At 41.6% G+C, this 17,365-nt stretch carries 17 protein-coding genes; 14 read left to right on the top strand and 3 right to left on the bottom strand.

Annotated elements, in window-relative coordinates:
• Positions 1 to 968, bottom strand: a 968-nt coding sequence (gene istA / locus F947_RS09240; protein ID WP_004974845.1) for an IS21-like element ISEc57 family transposase, incomplete at its 3' end; no start/stop codon positions are given.
• 51 nt (positions 969 to 1,019) lie between these two features.
• On the opposite strand from istA, the gene F947_RS09235 reads away from it, so the two are divergent.
• The 7 genes from F947_RS09235 to F947_RS09205 all read left to right on the top strand — a co-directional run bounded on the left by F947_RS09235 (position 1,020) and on the right by F947_RS09205 (position 9,193).
• Positions 1,020 to 2,888: a TonB-dependent receptor domain-containing protein gene (locus tag F947_RS09235; RefSeq protein WP_004974843.1), complete on the top strand. Its 1,869-nt coding sequence runs from the start codon at positions 1,020 to 1,022 to the stop codon at positions 2,886 to 2,888.
• 159 nt (positions 2,889 to 3,047) lie between these two features.
• Positions 3,048 to 3,731: a Fe2+-dependent dioxygenase gene (locus tag F947_RS09230; protein ID WP_004974842.1), complete on the top strand. Its 684-nt coding sequence runs from the start codon at positions 3,048 to 3,050 to the stop codon at positions 3,729 to 3,731.
• Positions 3,728 to 4,834: an alpha-hydroxy acid oxidase gene (locus F947_RS09225; protein WP_004974839.1), complete on the top strand. Its 1,107-nt coding sequence runs from the start codon at positions 3,728 to 3,730 to the stop codon at positions 4,832 to 4,834. The genes F947_RS09230 and F947_RS09225 overlap by 4 nt, the downstream gene beginning before the upstream one ends.
• 227 nt (positions 4,835 to 5,061) lie before the next feature.
• Entirely contained in the window at positions 5,062 to 6,759 is a 1,698-nt protein-coding gene (gene leuA / locus F947_RS09220) for a 2-isopropylmalate synthase (RefSeq protein ID WP_004974837.1), read from the top strand.
• Positions 6,760 to 6,852: 93 nt separating this feature from the next.
• The gene (metX, locus tag F947_RS09215) at positions 6,853 to 8,013 is read left to right on the top strand and encodes a homoserine O-succinyltransferase MetX (protein WP_004974835.1); all 1,161 of its coding nucleotides are present in this window, start codon (positions 6,853 to 6,855) and stop codon (positions 8,011 to 8,013) included.
• The gene (gene metW, locus F947_RS09210; RefSeq protein ID WP_004974832.1) at positions 8,013 to 8,606 is read left to right on the top strand and encodes a methionine biosynthesis protein MetW; all 594 of its coding nucleotides are present in this window, start codon (positions 8,013 to 8,015) and stop codon (positions 8,604 to 8,606) included. Before metX ends, metW begins: the two co-directional genes overlap by 1 nt.
• Positions 8,603 to 9,193 (top strand): tetratricopeptide repeat protein, encoded by a 591-nt coding sequence (locus F947_RS09205; RefSeq protein ID WP_004974831.1) that lies wholly within the window; start codon positions 8,603 to 8,605, stop codon positions 9,191 to 9,193. The genes metW and F947_RS09205 overlap by 4 nt, the downstream gene beginning before the upstream one ends.
• Positions 9,194 to 9,243: 50 nt before the next feature.
• Here F947_RS09205 and F947_RS09200 read toward each other — a convergent pair whose 3' ends face one another.
• The gene (locus tag F947_RS09200; RefSeq protein WP_225530414.1) at positions 9,244 to 9,489 is read right to left on the bottom strand and encodes a cytoplasmic protein; all 246 of its coding nucleotides are present in this window, start codon (positions 9,487 to 9,489) and stop codon (positions 9,244 to 9,246) included.
• A gap of 130 nt (positions 9,490 to 9,619) precedes the next feature.
• On the opposite strand from F947_RS09200, the gene rdgB reads away from it, so the two are divergent.
• From rdgB to F947_RS09175, 5 genes are all read left to right on the top strand, one after another.
• The gene (rdgB, locus tag F947_RS09195) at positions 9,620 to 10,246 is read left to right on the top strand and encodes an RdgB/HAM1 family non-canonical purine NTP pyrophosphatase (RefSeq protein ID WP_004974822.1); all 627 of its coding nucleotides are present in this window, start codon (positions 9,620 to 9,622) and stop codon (positions 10,244 to 10,246) included.
• 169 nt (positions 10,247 to 10,415) lie between these two features.
• Positions 10,416 to 10,640: a Sec-independent protein translocase subunit TatA gene (gene tatA / locus F947_RS09190; RefSeq protein ID WP_004974820.1), complete on the top strand. Its 225-nt coding sequence runs from the start codon at positions 10,416 to 10,418 to the stop codon at positions 10,638 to 10,640.
• Positions 10,641 to 10,658: 18 nt separating this feature from the next.
• Positions 10,659 to 11,129, top strand: coding sequence for a Sec-independent protein translocase protein TatB (gene tatB / locus F947_RS09185; RefSeq protein ID WP_004974813.1), 471 nt, complete (start codon positions 10,659 to 10,661; stop codon positions 11,127 to 11,129).
• The gene (gene tatC, locus F947_RS09180) at positions 11,126 to 11,911 is read left to right on the top strand and encodes a twin-arginine translocase subunit TatC (protein ID WP_004974811.1); all 786 of its coding nucleotides are present in this window, start codon (positions 11,126 to 11,128) and stop codon (positions 11,909 to 11,911) included. Before tatB ends, tatC begins: the two co-directional genes overlap by 4 nt.
• 172 nt (positions 11,912 to 12,083) lie before the next feature.
• The gene (locus F947_RS09175; protein WP_004974809.1) at positions 12,084 to 14,399 is read left to right on the top strand and encodes a PhoX family protein; all 2,316 of its coding nucleotides are present in this window, start codon (positions 12,084 to 12,086) and stop codon (positions 14,397 to 14,399) included.
• A 40-nt stretch (positions 14,400 to 14,439) separates the two neighbouring features.
• Here F947_RS09175 and F947_RS09170 read toward each other — a convergent pair whose 3' ends face one another.
• Entirely contained in the window at positions 14,440 to 15,222 is a 783-nt protein-coding gene (locus F947_RS09170; protein WP_004974805.1) for an NRDE family protein, read from the bottom strand.
• Between the two features lie 93 nt (positions 15,223 to 15,315).
• Here F947_RS09170 and lgt point away from each other — a divergent pair, with 93 nt between their 5' ends.
• Together lgt and F947_RS09160 are read left to right on the top strand one after the other, a co-directional pair.
• Positions 15,316 to 16,125 (top strand): prolipoprotein diacylglyceryl transferase, encoded by an 810-nt coding sequence (lgt, locus tag F947_RS09165; RefSeq protein WP_004974803.1) that lies wholly within the window; start codon positions 15,316 to 15,318, stop codon positions 16,123 to 16,125.
• A gap of 139 nt (positions 16,126 to 16,264) precedes the next feature.
• Positions 16,265 to 17,287, top strand: coding sequence for a hypothetical protein (locus tag F947_RS09160; RefSeq protein WP_004974801.1), 1,023 nt, complete (start codon positions 16,265 to 16,267; stop codon positions 17,285 to 17,287).
• The last annotated feature ends 78 nt before the right edge of the window (positions 17,288 to 17,365 follow it).

Here is a 17,365-nt window from a genome sequence, read left to right as displayed (position 1 = left end):
GGTATGAGTGATGATGGGCTAACATCATCAATTACAGATTTTTTAGAACCATCATTAAATAAAGGTAATGAAGAAAAATATTCTTGTTCTTCAAGCAAACGAGTACTTGGTTTTTCTTTAGTTGTTGCATGAATGCGTTGATTTGCTGTTTCACTAAGCCATCGACCAATATAGGCATTTGCCATATCAACATCTAAGCTAAGGTCAACCATCTTTAAACTTGCTTTTAATGGCACGATAAAACTTGATTTCAAATAACTATTAAAGCGTTCCACTTTACCTTTTGTTTGCGCACGATATGGCTTACAAACACGTGGTCGGAAGTTATATTTCTTAGCACAATCAAGTAATTTAGCATTCCAGCGATGTTGACCATCTTGATAAGCATCACGTTCAATGATAATGGCCTTAGCATTATCAAATAATACATCTTTAGGAACACCACCAAAGAACTGAAAAGCACTTTCTAAGCCATCAATCCATGCATCAGAACGTTCATGATCATAAAACTTAACAAAGGTTGCTCTAGAGTATCCCAAAGTTGCAACAAATGCTTTTAATGTGGTGTGATGACGTCGAATTATTGTGAAATCAACCTGCATTTGTTGACCTGGTTGAGTCTCAAATCGCTTAATCGGCTCTGGTTGTTTAGTTGGCTTTAATGTATTGAGATAATTTTGTAGTGTTCTGATTTTCCCCGTGTAGCCTTTTTGCAAGATTTCTTGATACAACACTGCAGCCGGTATCCATTCTGGATCGGCGGCATTTACACGTTTGATTAAATACGGTTTATAAGGCTCAAGAATACTCACTTTAGATTGTGTTCGTTGATATTTAGGTGTTACTTGAGATCGTAAATATTTACGCACAGTATTTCTAGAAATACCGAGTTCGCGGCTAATTGCCTTAATAGATTGACCTTGTTGATGAAGTATTTGGATTGTCACTGCTTGCTCCAAAGTTAACATGTTGAGCAGTCCAAAAAGACCACTATATTAACCAAGGGGGTCAATTTTCAAATGCTGTTGGGGGGTCATTTTTACATTGCCGCTAACACAATCAGCCGTGATGTATTTAACATTGATCAAATTGAAGTTGTCAAAGGCCCATCGGGTTCAGAAGCGGGTCGTGGTGCAGCATCGGGTTATATCAATTTAGTCAGCAAATTACCGCAAAGTGAAAGCAGTCAGGAAATTTCTGCAACTTACAACACAGCACAACATACAAGACTTTCTGCAGATATTAACCAGGCCATCAATCCAAATACCGCATTTCGTCTAAATGTAATGGGGCAAGAAGGCGGCATAGAAGGACGTGACTATATTGAAAACAATAGTTATGCCATCGCCCCTTCTATTGCCTTTGGATTAAACACTGCCACACGCCTTTATTTATATTCTCAACACATCAGACAACGCAATATTCCAGATGGTGGCATTCCAACTGTGGGCATGCAAGGCTTTTACAATACCGATTCACTGTTAGCCACTGCGCCTAAAGTTAATCGGGAGAATTTTTATGGTCATGTCAATGACTATGAAGATGTCGATGCTGATATGTTCACCGCAAAAATTGAAAGTGATTTAACCGATCAACTCAAACTGACCAATATCACCCGTGTAGCGAAAACCCACATGAATCGGGTTTTAACAGGCATCAATACAGGTGCAAATGGTCTTCGAACCAATGGTTCATCAAACCCTGCCGAATGGGAAGTGAACCGCTCCCGCCAAGGCGTCGATCAAGAAAATAAAATTCTGGCCAATCAAAGCACTTTAAACTGGAGTGTCAAAACGGGGGCAGTACAGCATGATGTTGTTGCAGGCATGGAGTTTTTAAAAGAACAGCAATCTAGCAAACTCATGGCAACCCAGATGCCTGGCGAAGCCACTGCCGATACACCGTGGGCCAATCTTTATCACCCAGACCGCAATCAAGCCATGCCAGCGCTTATTTATAATGGCGGTTATACCGATGGTGAAACCCAAACGGCAGCCGCATATTTATTTGATACTCTAAAATTTGGGGAGCGTTTTCAACTGAATGGTGGCGTACGGGTCGATTATTATGAAACAGATTATCAAGGGCTTACTCTGCCACGTGGGGGAAATGCTTTGGTGGCCACAGATCTGAGCACCCACGATACGCTGTTCAGTTGGAAACTTGGCGCTGTGTATAAGCCTACGTTAAATAGCAGCATTTACGCTGCGTATGCAAAATCGCTGACTCCGCCCGGCAGCGCCAACTTTAGCCTGTCTGAATCGGGCAATGACGCAATCAATGCCAAGCCTCAAGAAACCCATCATTATGAAGTAGGCAGCAAATGGGAGTTACTACAAGGCAAGCTGGCTTTGGCTGCTGCAGCGTATCGTACAGAAAATGAAAATCAATCGACTATAGATCCAATTTCTCAGCTTGCTGTACAAGAGGGTAAAAAACGGGTCGATGGCATTGAGTTGAGTGCCGTTGGTCAAATGACCGAAAACTGGAATTTGTCTGCAGGCGTTGCGCACATGAAAGTGAAACAACTCAATCAACGTTCAACGAGTGCCACAACCTTATCGGAACGTTGGTCGCCTGAATGGACTGCAAGTTTATGGTCAACCTACGACTGGGCGGGCTTTAAATTAGGTTTGGGCGCGCGTTATGTCGATGAACAAAAACGTGTTGTGACTGACAGCAACGCACCAGCCAACATGCCAAATATTCCAGGCTATGTCGTGTTTGATGCATTGGCAGGCTACAACTTCAACAAAAATGCCTCGTTAAATTTAAACCTTTATAACCTTGCCGATAAAGAATACATCAGCACGCTAAACAATGGTGGTGGTCGCGTTGTACTTGGACAGCCGCGCTCAGCAGCACTCAGTTTGAATTACAAGTTCTAAGTTGTTGCAGCTAATCTGTGTTCCTCTACAAACAGGCTGCAGATATGGGTTCGAGGGATAGATCATTTTGCATACTGTCTATCGCTCGAACTTTGCATGTTGAACAACGCTGTCGAATATTCGGCTGTTTGAATTAAAACTTTTTCAGGAAGAATCGATATGATGCTTCACATTCCAGAAGTTCTTAGCAAAGTGCAAGTCCAACAGATTCGCGCTGAATTGGACACTGCAGCTGCATGGCAAAATGGTCAATTCAGTGCAGGCGCACAAGCACAGAAAATTAAACAGAATTTACAATTTGACCTGCAGCATCCGAGCTATGTAACTCTGTCACAAGACATCCTCAGTGCACTAAAACAACAGGCTTTATTGCAGTCCTTTGCCTTGCCGCTGCACATTCTGCAACCCATGTTCAATTGTTATCAAAACACAGGAACTTATGGCAATCATGTCGATAATGCCGTGCAATATTGTGCACAAGTACGACGCCCGATTCGCACCGATGTATCCATGACCCTATTTTTAAGTGAGCCTGAAGAATATCAGGGCGGTGAACTGATCATTGAAGATAGTTACGGTAGCCATGCGGTTAAACTCAATGCAGGCGATGCCATCGTATACCCTGCCACCAGTTTACATAGAGTCGAACCTGTCACCGCAGGTCAAAGAATTGCAGCATTTACATGGTGTCAAAGTATGGTCAAAGATGACTGGCAACGCAGTATGTTGTTCAATTTAGATATGACTATTTTGCAATTGCGTCAACAACTTGGAGATACAGCAGAAGTATTGGCACTAACCGCACATTATCACAATCTGATTCGTCAATGGAGTCAGTTATGAATACCACGCCATTGGCAGCTTTGAATCACATCCCGCCACATTTACACACCATTGCCGACTATCAAAAACAGGCGCAATTACATTTAGATGCAGCCACTTGGGCCAATTTAGAAGGCGCTGCAGGCGATGAATATAGTCTGAACAACAATTTACGTGCGTTTGCCGATATTCAATTATTGCCCCGTCATTTAAATACTTTTGCAGGGGCAAATACGCAAATTCAGCTCTTGGGCGAACAGTATCCACACCCAATTTTTTTAGCACCCGTGGCTTACCAACAACTGTTTCATCCACAGGGGGAAATTGCTACAGCGCAAGCGGCAGCCGCCCTACAAGCCCCCATGATTCTCAGTCATTTAAGTACCACTTCAATGAGCACACTGAATCAGGTTTCGGGCGCGGCAAAATGGTTTCAACTGTATTGGCAAGGCAGTCGTAAAGCTGCTTTGGATTTGATTTTTCAAGCGCAACACTATGCCTATCAAGCCATTGTACTCACGGTTGATGCACCGCACATGGGCATTCGAGATCGGGAACGTCGCGCTGCTTTTCAATTGCCTGCACATATTCGGGCGGTATATCAATCATCTGTAAATACCACTCCGCTTAAGGAAAATCAGCACCCTCTTTTTGATGGATTGATGCAGCAGGCTGCCACATGGGAAGATATTGCTTGGTTGCTACAACACAGTCCACTGCCTATTTTACTCAAAGGTATTTTACATCCTGCCGATGCGCAGCAGGCATATCAGTACGGAGCACACGGTATTATTGTGTCTAATCATGGTGGCCGAATTTTAGATACCGCGGTCAGCCCAATTCAAATTTTAGGCACGATGCGAAAAATTTTATCGCACGATTTCCCAATTTTATTAGACAGTGGGATTCGTCGTGGCACAGATATTTTTAAAGCACTGGCCTTGGGAGCAAGTGCGGTTTTGGTCGGTCGTCCATATATTTATGGCTTGGCAGTTGCAGGCGCGCTAGGGGCAGCGCATAGCATTAAACTGTTAAAGGAAGAATTTGAAGTCACAATGGCACTTATGGGAACAAGCTGCATCAAACAAATCAACAGCAGCTATATTTATCACCAAAATAGCTAATATCAGAAAAATATTTCACAACACATGCCGTATCTGTAAAAAACAGGGAATTATTACCCTTGCAGATCGATTAACATACAGATATTGGTTTACAAGTGCCATGATTCTACTTTTAGCGATAGCCTCCTGAAAACAGCTTGTAAATTGATAGAATAGACACAATCTATATTTATAGTAAGTTGCCGTTATCCACGCGATGCAACCGCTACTATTCAAGGAGTTTTCACATGATGTTGGCAGATCCAAGCAAAAAATACCGTCGTATGTACCAGCGTGTCGATTTACCAGACCGCCAATGGCCGAATAACGAAATTACCAAAGCGCCAATTTGGATGAGTACCGACCTACGTGACGGTAACCAAGCGATCTTTGAGCCAATGAACATCGAACAAAAATTCAAAATGTTCCAAATGCTTGTGAAAATTGGTTTTAAACACATCGAAATTGGTTTCCCATCGGCATCTCAAGTTGACTTCGATTTCACCCGTAAATTGATTGAAGAAGGTCATATTCCAGATGACGTGTATATTGAAGTCTTGGTACAGGCGCGTGACCACTTAATTCAACGTACTTTTGAATCTTTACAAGGTGCTAAACGTGCGATTGTGCATATTTATAATGCCAACTCACCAACCTTCCGTAACAAAGTCTTGAATGTTGATGTTGAAGGTGCCAAACAATTGGCAATCAATGCAGCAAGCAAAGTAAAAGAATACGCAGCGAAGCAACCTGAAACAGAATGGGTATTCCAGTACAGCCCAGAATGTTTTACTGCAACTGAGTTGGAAGTGGCTAAAGATGTTTGTGATGCCGTGACTGAAATTTGGGAAGCATCGCCAACCAATAAAGTAATTTTAAACTTGCCTGCAACGGTAGAAGTGTCTACACCAAACGTGTATGCCGACCAAGTGGAATGGATGCACCGCAACATTGCGCGTCGTGATGGCGTGATCATTTCAGTACACTGTCACAATGACCGTGGTTGTGGTATTGCCGCATCTGAATTGGCAATCATGGCAGGTGCAGACCGTGTAGAAGGCTGTGTATTTGGTAATGGTGAACGTACCGGTAACGTAGACGTTGCTGCAATTGCCTTGAACATGTACACCCAAGGTGTTGCACCAGAATTGGATTTCTCGAACATCAACGAAATTATTGCCACAGTTGAAGAATGCACAGGTTTGCCAGTGCATCCACGTCATCCGTATGCAGGTGATTTGGTGTTTACTGCATTCTCTGGTTCACACCAAGATGCGATTAAGAAAGGTTTTGAATTCCAGAAAAACGAAGAAATTTGGGATATGCCTTACTTGCCAATCGACCCGAAAGACTTAGGTCGTGACTATGATGCGGTGATTCGTGTCAACTCACAATCGGGTAAAGGCGGGATAGCTTACTTGTTAGAATCGAACTACAACGTGACTTTACCACGTCGTTTACAAATCGAATTCTCGCAAATTGTGCAACAACGTACCGATGAGCAAGGCACAGAAATTAGCGCAAGTGAAATCTGGAACTTGTTTAAAGACACTTACGTTGCAGTAAAAGATGCGCACTATGCGACGCAAAACTACAAATTGTCTGATGAAAATGGCAATCAAGTCATTGAGTTAGATGTGGTCGTGAACGGCGAAACACAACGCTTACGCGGCGAAGGCAATGGCCCAATTTCAGCAATTTTGAATGCACTTCAATTGCCAATTGATGTCTTGAACTATGAAGAACGTAGCATTAGCTCAGGCGCACACGCAAAAGCGTTGGCATTAATTGAGTTGCAAGTCAAAGGCACAGGTAAATCTGCCTTTGGTGCAGGGGTACATGACAACATCGTGACCTCATCTATTGATGCGATTATTGCCTGTACCAACCGCTTGATTGAACAAGATGTGTTAAGCACAGATCAAGTGGTTGCAGCGGCAGTGTAATCTTGCGGTAACGTGTAAAAGCATTTTGAAAAGGATACCCCAAGTGGTATCCTTTTATTTATTCATCCTCAGGATTTAAGGCGAATTATTCCCGTGTCTTTTCCAGCTGACTCAGTAGGTATTGTTGTTCCAGAAAAATTCCAATTTGAAGAACCTTTAGAACTCGAATGCGGTCGTGTTCTGCCCCGCTTTGAACTCATGGTCGAAACTTATGGCACGCTAAATGCCGATAAATCCAATGCGATTCTGATCTGTCATGCACTATCAGGGCATCACCATGCTGCGGGTTATCATCATGCCGATGATAAAAAAGCAGGTTGGTGGGATGCCTGTATTGGCCCTGGAAAAGCCATTGATACCAGTCGTTTCTTTGTGGTGGCGCTAAACAATATTGGCGGCTGTAATGGTTCTACTGGCCCCACATCGCCTAACCCTGAAAATGACAACCGTCCTTATGGCCCAGACTTCCCGTTAGTTACGGTGCGAGATTGGGTAAAAACCCAAGCCATGCTGTCTGATCGTTTAGGCATTGAGGTCTGGTATTCGATTATTGGCGGCTCTTTGGGTGGTATGCAGGCCTTGCAGTGGTCGGTAGATTATCCTGACCGTCTGAAAAAATGCGTGATTATTGCCAGTGCACCAAAACTGTCTGCACAAAATATTGCCTTTAACGAAGTCGCACGTCAGTCCATTTTATCTGACCCAGATTTTCATCATGGGCGTTATTTGGAACATGACAGCTATCCAAAACGTGGATTGATTTTGGCACGCATGGTCGGACACATCACCTATTTGTCTGAAGAAGCCATGAAACAGAAATTTGGTCGTGACTTAAAATCTGGCAAGTTTATGTATGGTTTTGATGTCGAATTTCAGGTCGAAAGCTATTTACGCTATCAGGGCGAACAATTTAGCCGTAATTTTGATGCCAATACCTATTTAATTATGACCAAGGCACTGGATTATTTTGATCCTGCACGTGAATACGAGCAATCCTTACAAAAAGCCATGGCGAATACAAAATGCAAGTTTTTAGTGGTGTCATTTACCACCGACTGGCGCTTTAGCCCTGAGCGTTCGCAGGAAATTGTGGATGCGCTAATTAGCAATCATAAACCTGTCAGCTATTTAGATATTGATGCCGAACAAGGACACGACTCGTTCTTGTTCCCAATTCCACTGTACGTGAAAGCCATGCGTGCATTCTTGGGCGGAACAGAACATCTTCAAGCAACCCCACAGGAGGCCGTGTAATGCGTCTTGATCAGCAACTTGCCGAAAAGTGGATTAAACCCAATTCTAAAGTACTGGATTTGGGTTGTGGCGATGGTGAACTGTTGGCACACATGAGCAAACAGCATAATATTCGTGCATACGGATTAGAAATTGATCAAGAAAAGATTGCAATTGCGATCAGTCGCGGGTTAAATATCATCCAACAAGACTTGAATTTGGGGCTTAGCCGTTTTGCCGACCAGTCTTTTGACTATGTAGTCATGGCACAAGCCTTGCAAGCAGTAGATGCACCTGACGTATTATTAAGAGATATGGTACGTGTGGGTAAACAGGCGATTATTACCTTTCCAAACTTTGCGCATTGGAAGACTCGTTCTTTTCTTGCCTTAAAAGGAAAAATGCCTGTTTCAGATGCATTACCTTATATGTGGTACAACACCCCAAATATTCATTTATGTACGTTTCGTGATTTTGAGGCACTTTGTGCTGAAAATAATATTCGCATCATTAACCGACTTGCCGTGAATGGGAATCAACAAGATAGTTTACTCAGTAAGCATCTGCCTAATTTGTTTGGTGAAGTCGCAATTTATCGAGTGAGCGCTCTATGAAAAAACTATTATTAAGCACCACGCTATTGGTTGGACTGTTGAGCATTCAAGCCCATGCAGATTATGTTTCACCGTCATCTTCTGTAGCGAGCCAAGCGGCTCGATATTCAACCATGGATATTAACGGCTTGATTAAAGCAGCCAAAGCAGGTCAGGCAGGCGCACAATTTTACTTAGCGACAAAATATCAACAAGGTAAAGACGTTCAACAAGACAACCGTCAAGCGTTTGCTTGGTACAAAGCTGCGGCAGATCAAGGTTTATCGGCTGCGCAATTAAATGTAGGTCGTATGTTGGCGGATGGTATTGGCACGAAAAAAGACGAAGTCTTAGCACGTCAATATTTTGAAAAGGCGGCTAGCCGTGGTGATAACCGTGCCAGCTTTAACCTTGCCATGATGGAAGAACAAAAGAAAAACTATATGGGCGCGTATCAGTGGTATGAGTTATCTACCCGTGATGGCATGCTCGACAATAAAGTAATTTCTTTGTCTGAAGGTAAGAAAACCGCTTTGGCAGCTAACTTAACTCAAGAACAAATTCGTCAAGCACGTGACCGCGCAGACCAATGGATTCAAGCGCAATAAATTTAACTACGTTTGAAGTGATCTCAAAGCACCTTCGGGTGCTTTTTGTTTTATCCGAAATAAACTGCCTGCATGGCCTGTAGCAGTTCAGGACTGAATTCTTCTACTGCAGCAGAACCTAATACCGCATCTATACCACAATGCGGACAAATTGCGGTTTGCTCATCATCACACCAATCTTCAATTTCGCTATAAGCAAAAGTTTCCAGACAGTAAAAACAGCCAGAACGCTCACTTTGCTGCAATAATGTACGGTGCTGACTCGAATAACGGTAGATCTCTGAAATTTTGCTCATCATGATTCCCCTATTTTTTTATATCTCAGCATAATTGGTATGTATTAAAACAAATCTATCTAAGATTAAACTTTTAAGTCTGCAAAATCCGTTAAAATATTCAAGATTATTTTGAATTAAGATCTGAATTATGGCTGCAACTGATTGGCGTGCTCAAGGTACTTTGGTTTTAGCAAGCAATAACAAGGGAAAAATTGCAGAATTTGAAACCCTGTTTGCGCAATTAGACTTGCCTGTGCAAGTGATTCCGCAAGGTCAACTAAATATTGAAGATGCTGTTGAAGATGGTTTGAGCTTTGTTGAAAATGCCATTTTAAAAGCACGCCATGCCGCAAAAATTTCAGGAAAGCCTGCCATTGCAGATGACTCTGGTTTATGTGTGCCTATTTTAGGCGGCGCACCGGGGATTTATTCTGCACGTTTTGCAGGCGAACATGGCAATGATGCAGCCAACAATGAAAAACTTTTGAATAAACTCAAACCACTACGTCAAGACGGCGCAGCAATTGAAGGTATGTTTGTTTGTGTTTTGGCTTTGGTTGAACATGCCGATGATCCATTACCACAAATTTTCCAAGGTATTTGGAAAGGCGAGATTTTAGCAGAAGCTCGTGGTGAAAATGGTTTTGGCTATGACCCGCTCTTTTGGTTGCCTGAATTGGGAGTGTCGAGCGCAGAAATGTCGAAAGCAGAAAAGAATAAAATCAGTCACCGTGGTCAGGCGATGCAACTGTTTAAAGCAAGTTTACAAGCTTAGATTTAACAGATGTGATTGATCTTACAGCCCGTTTTCAAACACGGGCTGTTTTATTTTCAAGCTTTACAAATCAGGTCAAACATCCCTTGTCGTCAAATCGCAACACATTCGTCACCGCATTGTCATACAGACCTGTTGAGATAGGCTCAACTATTGAGAGGTCTAAATCATGGCAGGATTATCTATTTGGCACGTGCTGATTTTTGCAATTGTGGTCATTTTATTATTTGGTACATCTAAGCTTAAAAACTTAGGTAAAGATGTAGGTGGCGCGGTCAAAGATTTTAAAAAATCAATAAAAGATGATGAGGCAGAAGCGGCGCAACTGAAAGAACCTCGTACGATTGAACATCAAGCCAATAGCAGTGATGTAAATTCGACTGTAAAGCATTAAGGCTGAGGGTTTGAGATTATGCTCAATATTGGAATGACGGAACTGCTGATTTTCGGCATCATTGCATTATTGGTGCTGGGTCCTGAAAAACTCCCTGAAGCAGCGCGTTTTGTCGGCAAGTGGTACGCTAAAATTAAACGTATGGTCAGTAATGTTCAAAATGACATTGACCGCGAATTGCGTTTATCTGAATTACGCGAGCAAATGCAGCAAGAAATGGCGCGTATTCAGGAACTTGAAGCAAAGATGCAAGCACAAATGCATGAAATGCAGCAAGAAAAAATATTTGAAGATATAATTGCAAAAAGCACACATTCCCCGCATGCCGTATCAAAAAATACCTTACAACAGCATCATTACACCTTGGTTTTAAATACTGAAAAAACCTCTGCGGTGTTACTCCCTAAAACTAAAATGACATCACATTCAAATTTATCTGCGCTACAACATACTACAGCGCCCTATACTGAAATGAAGGTTGCAGTATGAGCCAATCAAACGCTTCTGAGCTTTCACATTTGCCTGTGAAGGCAGAGCAAGCCGCATTAGAAGAAATGCCAATTACCAAGCACTTGATGGTGCTGCGTAATCATCTTTTTAAAATTGTAGGGCTTATTCTTGCCTTATTCTTCTGTTTATTGCCCTTTGCCAATAAAACTTATCAAGTATTGTCGGAACCATTACGTGCACAGTTGCCACATACATCAACCATGATTGCGACTGATGTTACCGCAACCTTTATGGCGCCGTTTAAACTAAACTTTTTTGTCGCGCTGTTCATTGCGATGCCATTTATTTTGTATCAGATTTGGGCATTCGTAAAACCAGCGTTATATGAAAAAGAAAAAAGTTTGGCGCTGCCTTTGCTGATCGGCAGTATTTGCTTGTTCTATATCGGAATTAGCTTTGCTTACTTTGTCGCCTTGCCATCCATTCTGCACTTTTTCATTAGCGTTTCCCCTGAAACAGTCGCCCCGATGACCGACATTAATAGCTATCTTACGTTTTGTTTAAAGCTGTTTTTGGTTTTTGGTTTTACCTTTGAGATTCCAATTGTCACACTTTTGCTGATTATGATTGGTGTCGTGTCTACGCAAACTTTGGTTGAAAAACGTCGCTTTATTATTGTTGGCTGTTTTTTTGTGGCCATGTTTGTCACACCGCCAGACGCTTTATCGATGATCATGCTTGCCATTCCGATGTGGATGCTGTTTGAAATTGGTTTGTTTTTTGGCAAATTAATTGAGAAGCGCCGAGTCAGTCACAGCTAATCTATAATATTGAATTTTAAAAAGAAGTACATGGTTGCTTCTTTTTTTGTGCGTGTAGATCACAACTGAACGGATTTAATCAGTTTGACACATAAGCTTAACCCGCATGTCATGTTTAGCCACTAATTTACATATAACTTTCAAACGACTAAGCAATTTGCTAGGAAAAAAAATGACTGATTTTATGCCTTACAATGAAGATCAAGAGTTAGATAATAACACTTCAGACAATACGCACTTTCGTGACATTCTAGAACAACGCATGAGCCGTCGCAGTTTAATTAAAAAAACTGCAAGCGGTGCAGCAGCTTTAGCTTTAGCTTCTTCTTTATCTGCATGTAGTGATGATGATGAAGATACAAATGTAACACCACCAACAAGTAAAGAAGAACCCAATACCAAGCCTGAAACATTAACATTTAAAGCTGTAGATAAAAATTTAAATGATATTGTTACTGTTCCTGAAGGTTACCAAGCAACTGTATTATATGCTTTAGGTGACTCAATCAATCCTTCTTATAGCAATTGGAATGCAGATGCAGATGTTCCATCTGGCCCAAGTTTCCAATTCCGCTCTGGTGACTGTCACGATGGCATGAGCTATTTTGGCTTAAGTACTAAAACTGGTCGTTATGATGAAAATGCATCAGATCATGGCTTATTGGTTTTGAACCACGAATATATCAACCAAACCTTCTTACATCCAAAAGGCGCAACTAAAAAGGATGGACGTCGCCCAGAAGATGAAGTGATTCGTGAAGTAAATGCACACGGTGTTTCAGTCGTTCATATTAAGAAAAATGCTGAAACTCAAGCTGTAGAGATTGTGAAGTCATCACCATTTAACCGTCGTATTACAGCTTCGACTGTCATGGATTTTGCAGGGCCTGTAGCTGGTTCTCCATTACTGCACACAGCATTCTCTCCCGCTGGTCGTCAAACTCGAGGCACACAAAATAACTGTGGTAATGGTTATACACCATGGGGCACTTATTTAACTGCTGAAGAAAATTTTATTGGTTATTTCCAACGCTCAGGTACAGACCAATACTCAGCCCGTAGTGAAGCTGAAAAAATAGCACTTAAACGCTATGGCTTAGGCTTAGAGATCTCTTATCAAACTGAAAAAAATGCAGACGGTAGTGTTAAACGTGATGCGAAAAACAACATCATTTATATTTTAGATGCTGATGGTAAAAAAATTCCAGAACGCGATGAGCAAGATCGCATCGTGTATTTGAATAAATCTTCACGCTATGGTTGGGAAACAGCAGAAGCTGGTTTTGAATCTCAAGACATGTATGATCGTTGGGCTGCTAACGTAACCAAAGAGTCTGCAACTCAAGACTATCGTAATGCGCCAAATACATTTGGCTGGATTGTAGAAATTGATCCATTCGATAGCCGCTCAAACCCAGTAAAACGTACTGCATTAGGTCGTTTTGCTCACGAAGACTGTCGCGCCAGCCGCGCAATTGAAGGGCAAAAATTTGCATTCTATATGGGCGATGACTCGCGCGGTGAGTACATCTACAAATTTGTATCAGATGCAACATGGGATCCTAAAGATGTGAATGGTGGCTATCGAGCTGGCGACAAATATATGAATTCAGGGAAATTCTATGTCGCTAAATTTAATGCATCAGGCACAGGAGAGTGGGTTGAACTGGCTTATGGTAAAAATGGCTTAACCGAAACAAACGCTATTTACCCATTTAGCTCACAAGCGGATGTCCTTACTTTTGCTCGTCTTGCAGCAGATGCTGTAGGAGCTACAAAAATGGATCGTCCAGAATGGGTTGCTGTAAACCCTGAAAATGGTGAAGTGTACGTGACTTTAACCAATAACTCGAACCGTGGTTCAAGCTATGCAACAGATCCTGCAAACCCACGTAACTACACCGATCCTGAAGGTGGTAAAGGTAACGTCAATGGTCATATTATCCGCTTTAAAGAAGAGAATACTGCAGCAACACCATTTGAATGGGATATCTATCTATTTGGTGCTGAAGCAAGTATGGATCCGACAATTAACCTTTCTAATTTAAGCGATGCAAACGACTTCTCAAGTCCAGATGGTATGTGGTTTGACCCACGTGGTGTTCTTTGGATTCAAACAGATGATGGCGCATATACAGATGTTACAAACTGTATGATGTTAGCAGCACTACCTGGTCAAGTTGGTGATGGCGGTGTTGTAAAAACTGTTGGTGATCAAAGTACAATTGCTGGTGCTCAAGTTACCGATAAAAACTTACGTCGCTTCCTTGTTGGGCCAAAAGAATGTGAAATTACAGGTGTAACCATGACACCTGACTACAAAGCAATCTTTATTAACGTTCAGCACCCAGGTGAAGATTCAAAGAGTTTTGATGCGCCAAGCAGCCATTGGCCTGCAACACAAACTGACATGAACAATAAAACTGCACGTCCTCGTTCAGCAACGGTTGTCATCACCCGTAAAGACGGCAAAGCAATTGCTGGATAACATCCATAAATTAAAAATGCCGACATCACGTCGGCATTTTTTATGCCTCAATGTTCAACTGTTGCTGCACAATATCTCCCTTTTGCTCACCATATTGTGTTTTTTCCAGCCATGTAAATTGCTGCGCCTGCATACGTAAAAAATTGGAACAACGTGTACCGTAAAGTGGACTTTGAATAAAAGTCGATGACAACAACGCTTCCATCTCCAATGAAATCCCTGTTTGCGGTAACAATTCAGATGCAACTTTGCGTTCATCTTGCAAAATATCCCACGCCGCAGCATTTAGCTCTGCCGTTGCAAGATCAGGCAATTGCAGCATCGGTAAAAACTCCTGCGTAAAGCGTTTGCGTAAGCGTGCAGTTTTCTCCCAAGGGTCACTCATCAATCCATTCGACACCACATAAACGCCTTTAGCTAAAACCTGCGGCGCTTCTCCACGGTTACTCATGTACACCGCTTGAGTGGTGTCACCCACAAATAAATTAAAACCTGCATATTCACATTGCTGTTTTTCTAAGGCTTGCGCAAAACGGATAGGCGTTTGCTCAGATTCTAAAAAAGCCTGAATAATATGCCCACGTGAAGTTGGATATTCACGAACATCATTCGCATCACGATAATTGGTAATCACAGCCCAGCGTCCCGATGGGGTAATGCCCATCCACGTACCGCCCGATTCTAAATCTTGCCCTGCAACAATTGGACTATCAGACCATGCTGCCAGTGCTGCTGTCGGACGCCGATAGAACTCATCTCGATTTGAAATCAAACACAGTGGTGTGTCTGTCAAGACCTGCCAAGCCAATGCCACAATACACATAATTTAAACTCTTGATCTTTACACATTGAATGTACAACATTTTTCATCACATTCAGCTAAAATCTGTGCAAAACAGAATCACAAGGAACAGGAATGCTCACCTATCCAAATATTGACCCCGTTGCTATTTCGCTCGGGCCTTTACAAGTCCATTGGTATGGCTTGATGTATTTACTGGCATTTTTATTTGCATGGGGTTTGGCAACTTACCGTGCCAAACAACGTGGCTGGACACCAGACATGGTTTCCGACCTGATCTTTTACGGCGCTTTAGGCGTGGTGATCGGCGGGCGTGTCGGTTATGTCTTCTTTTATGGCTTTGAACAATTTTTGGCAAATCCGCTGTGGTTATTCCAAGTCTGGACAGGCGGCATGAGTTTCCATGGCGGCTTTCTGGGCGTGATTTTAGCCATGCTGTTCTGGTGTAAAAAATACAAAATGACGTGGTTTCAAACTTTGGATTTTATTGCCCCATGTGTACCTACAGGTCTAATGTTTGGTCGTATTGGTAACTTTATTGGTGGTGAATTATATGGTCGCCCTGTGACCGATCCGAATTTTGCTTTGGGGATGATTTTCCCGACCGATCCTTTACAATTGGTACGTCATCCATCGCAATTGTATCAAGCCTTATGTGAAGGTCTAATCCTGTTTATTGTACTGTGGTGGTTTAGTTCAAAGCCACGTCCACGCATGGCAGTGTCTGCCCTATTCCTGATTGGTTATGGTTTGGCGCGCTTTGTTGTCGAATTTTTCCGCGAACCCGATCATGGTCAGCTCTTTATTGCATGGATGAGTAAGGGACAATTCCTGAGCTTACCAATGATTTTGGTGGGTTTCTGGATGATGTGGTATGCCTATCAAAAGAAAATTTATGATTGGGGACCAAAGAAAACTCATTGAGATGGAGACAGTCATTAAGTAAATAGTACCCCAATAAATTTGGGGTACTATTGGCTAAAAAAATACCAGTCAATAAAACAAACTGCTAAGATCACAGTCTTATAAAATATTTTATTTTTTACTAAACGGTATGGAATCCATGAACAAAAAATCTTTTAAACATTTAAGCTTAATTTCAGTTGCAAGTATTACACTAACAGCCTGCGGTGGTGGAAGTGACTCAAACGGCTCTCAGACAAGTGCTTTACCCGATACAAATACACCAACAGTCCCTTCAAACCCTACTCAACCACCACATACTGCACAAAAAAACATTTTAACTTTTCCTGTTAGCCAGTTTGAAATTATAAGTATTAGTCTTGGTCCTACTGCTATAATTCACTCTGTAGCAGAAAATACTAAGACTCAAATAAACGATGTTTTATCAGAAAGTATTCAATCTCGTTACACCCAAAACAATCAGTACAATTTCTCATGGAATTTTCAAAAAGAAAATATACTAACAAAAGATAAATTATATACTTCTAAAGATGGGGTTTTTACACAATATATTCTTCAAAATACTGATTCAAAAATCATACTCGCCTATGACAATAGCACTCCAAGTTTAACTAATACCATTACCTTTAAAAATATTGATCTCTCAAATGAGAAACTAAGCTCTGCAAGAGTGACCACAGACTTATTCAATAGGATGATAGATAATTCAGATACTAATTTAAATACAATTAAGAATGCTATCTCTGAATTACCAACCACCTTTGAACCTGGAGCTATTTGCCATCAATATTTGACTCAACAATTCAATCAACCTAATATTATTTTTGGAAATTTCAGCAGCACTCAAACGATTGAACAGTGGGTAACTGATGAAACAGCTAAAGGTAATACAGTTAAGCAAGACACATGGGCAAATTTTAAAGTTGCATATGTCACAAATGATTCCCATTTAAATCATCACCGCGACTTAGGTTATCGTACAGATGCCGCTATTACAATGGATGGTCAGTTATATACAGGACTATATGACGCAGGAAAACTCCAGGAAGCTATAGAAAATTATGACTCTTCCAACCAATTCTCTAATGGTATCTGTAATCTTTATAACAAGTCTGCAGCCAATACATTAAGAACAGCTATAGAAAAACTACCTACCCCATAAAATCAAATCTACTCTATTTAAAACTCAAAAATGAGTCACTCAGGCGAAGTCAATCTTCGCCTTTTTTGTGCTAAAGTA

The organism is Acinetobacter towneri DSM 14962 = CIP 107472, from assembly GCF_000368785.1.
In the GTDB taxonomy this organism is placed as follows: Bacteria; Pseudomonadota; Gammaproteobacteria; order Pseudomonadales; family Moraxellaceae; genus Acinetobacter; species Acinetobacter towneri.
Note: the sequence above shows the minus strand (reverse complement) of the source record. Positions and strands in the feature narration are given on the sequence as shown.

Bases quoted from the DNA above. Each gene is read 5' to 3' on its own strand.
- F947_RS09235 (WP_004974843.1), top strand. From the start codon at position 1,020: ATGCTGTTGGGGGGTCATTTTTACATTGCCGCTAACACAATCAGCCGT.
- F947_RS09230 (WP_004974842.1), top strand. From the start codon at position 3,048: ATGATGCTTCACATTCCAGAAGTTCTTAGCAAAGTGCAAGTCCAACAG.
- F947_RS09225 (WP_004974839.1), top strand. From the start codon at position 3,728: ATGAATACCACGCCATTGGCAGCTTTGAATCACATCCCGCCACATTTA.
- leuA (WP_004974837.1), top strand. From the start codon at position 5,062: ATGATGTTGGCAGATCCAAGCAAAAAATACCGTCGTATGTACCAGCGT.
- metW (WP_004974832.1), top strand. From the start codon at position 8,013: ATGCGTCTTGATCAGCAACTTGCCGAAAAGTGGATTAAACCCAATTCT.
- F947_RS09205 (WP_004974831.1), top strand. From the start codon at position 8,603: ATGAAAAAACTATTATTAAGCACCACGCTATTGGTTGGACTGTTGAGC.
- F947_RS09200 (WP_225530414.1), bottom strand. From the start codon at position 9,489: ATGAGCAAAATTTCAGAGATCTACCGTTATTCGAGTCAGCACCGTACA.
- rdgB (WP_004974822.1), top strand. From the start codon at position 9,620: ATGGCTGCAACTGATTGGCGTGCTCAAGGTACTTTGGTTTTAGCAAGC.
- tatA (WP_004974820.1), top strand. From the start codon at position 10,416: ATGGCAGGATTATCTATTTGGCACGTGCTGATTTTTGCAATTGTGGTC.
- tatB (WP_004974813.1), top strand. From the start codon at position 10,659: ATGCTCAATATTGGAATGACGGAACTGCTGATTTTCGGCATCATTGCA.
- tatC (WP_004974811.1), top strand. From the start codon at position 11,126: ATGAGCCAATCAAACGCTTCTGAGCTTTCACATTTGCCTGTGAAGGCA.
- F947_RS09175 (WP_004974809.1), top strand. From the start codon at position 12,084: ATGACTGATTTTATGCCTTACAATGAAGATCAAGAGTTAGATAATAAC.
- F947_RS09170 (WP_004974805.1), bottom strand. From the start codon at position 15,222: ATGTGTATTGTGGCATTGGCTTGGCAGGTCTTGACAGACACACCACTG.
- lgt (WP_004974803.1), top strand. From the start codon at position 15,316: ATGCTCACCTATCCAAATATTGACCCCGTTGCTATTTCGCTCGGGCCT.
- F947_RS09160 (WP_004974801.1), top strand. From the start codon at position 16,265: ATGAACAAAAAATCTTTTAAACATTTAAGCTTAATTTCAGTTGCAAGT.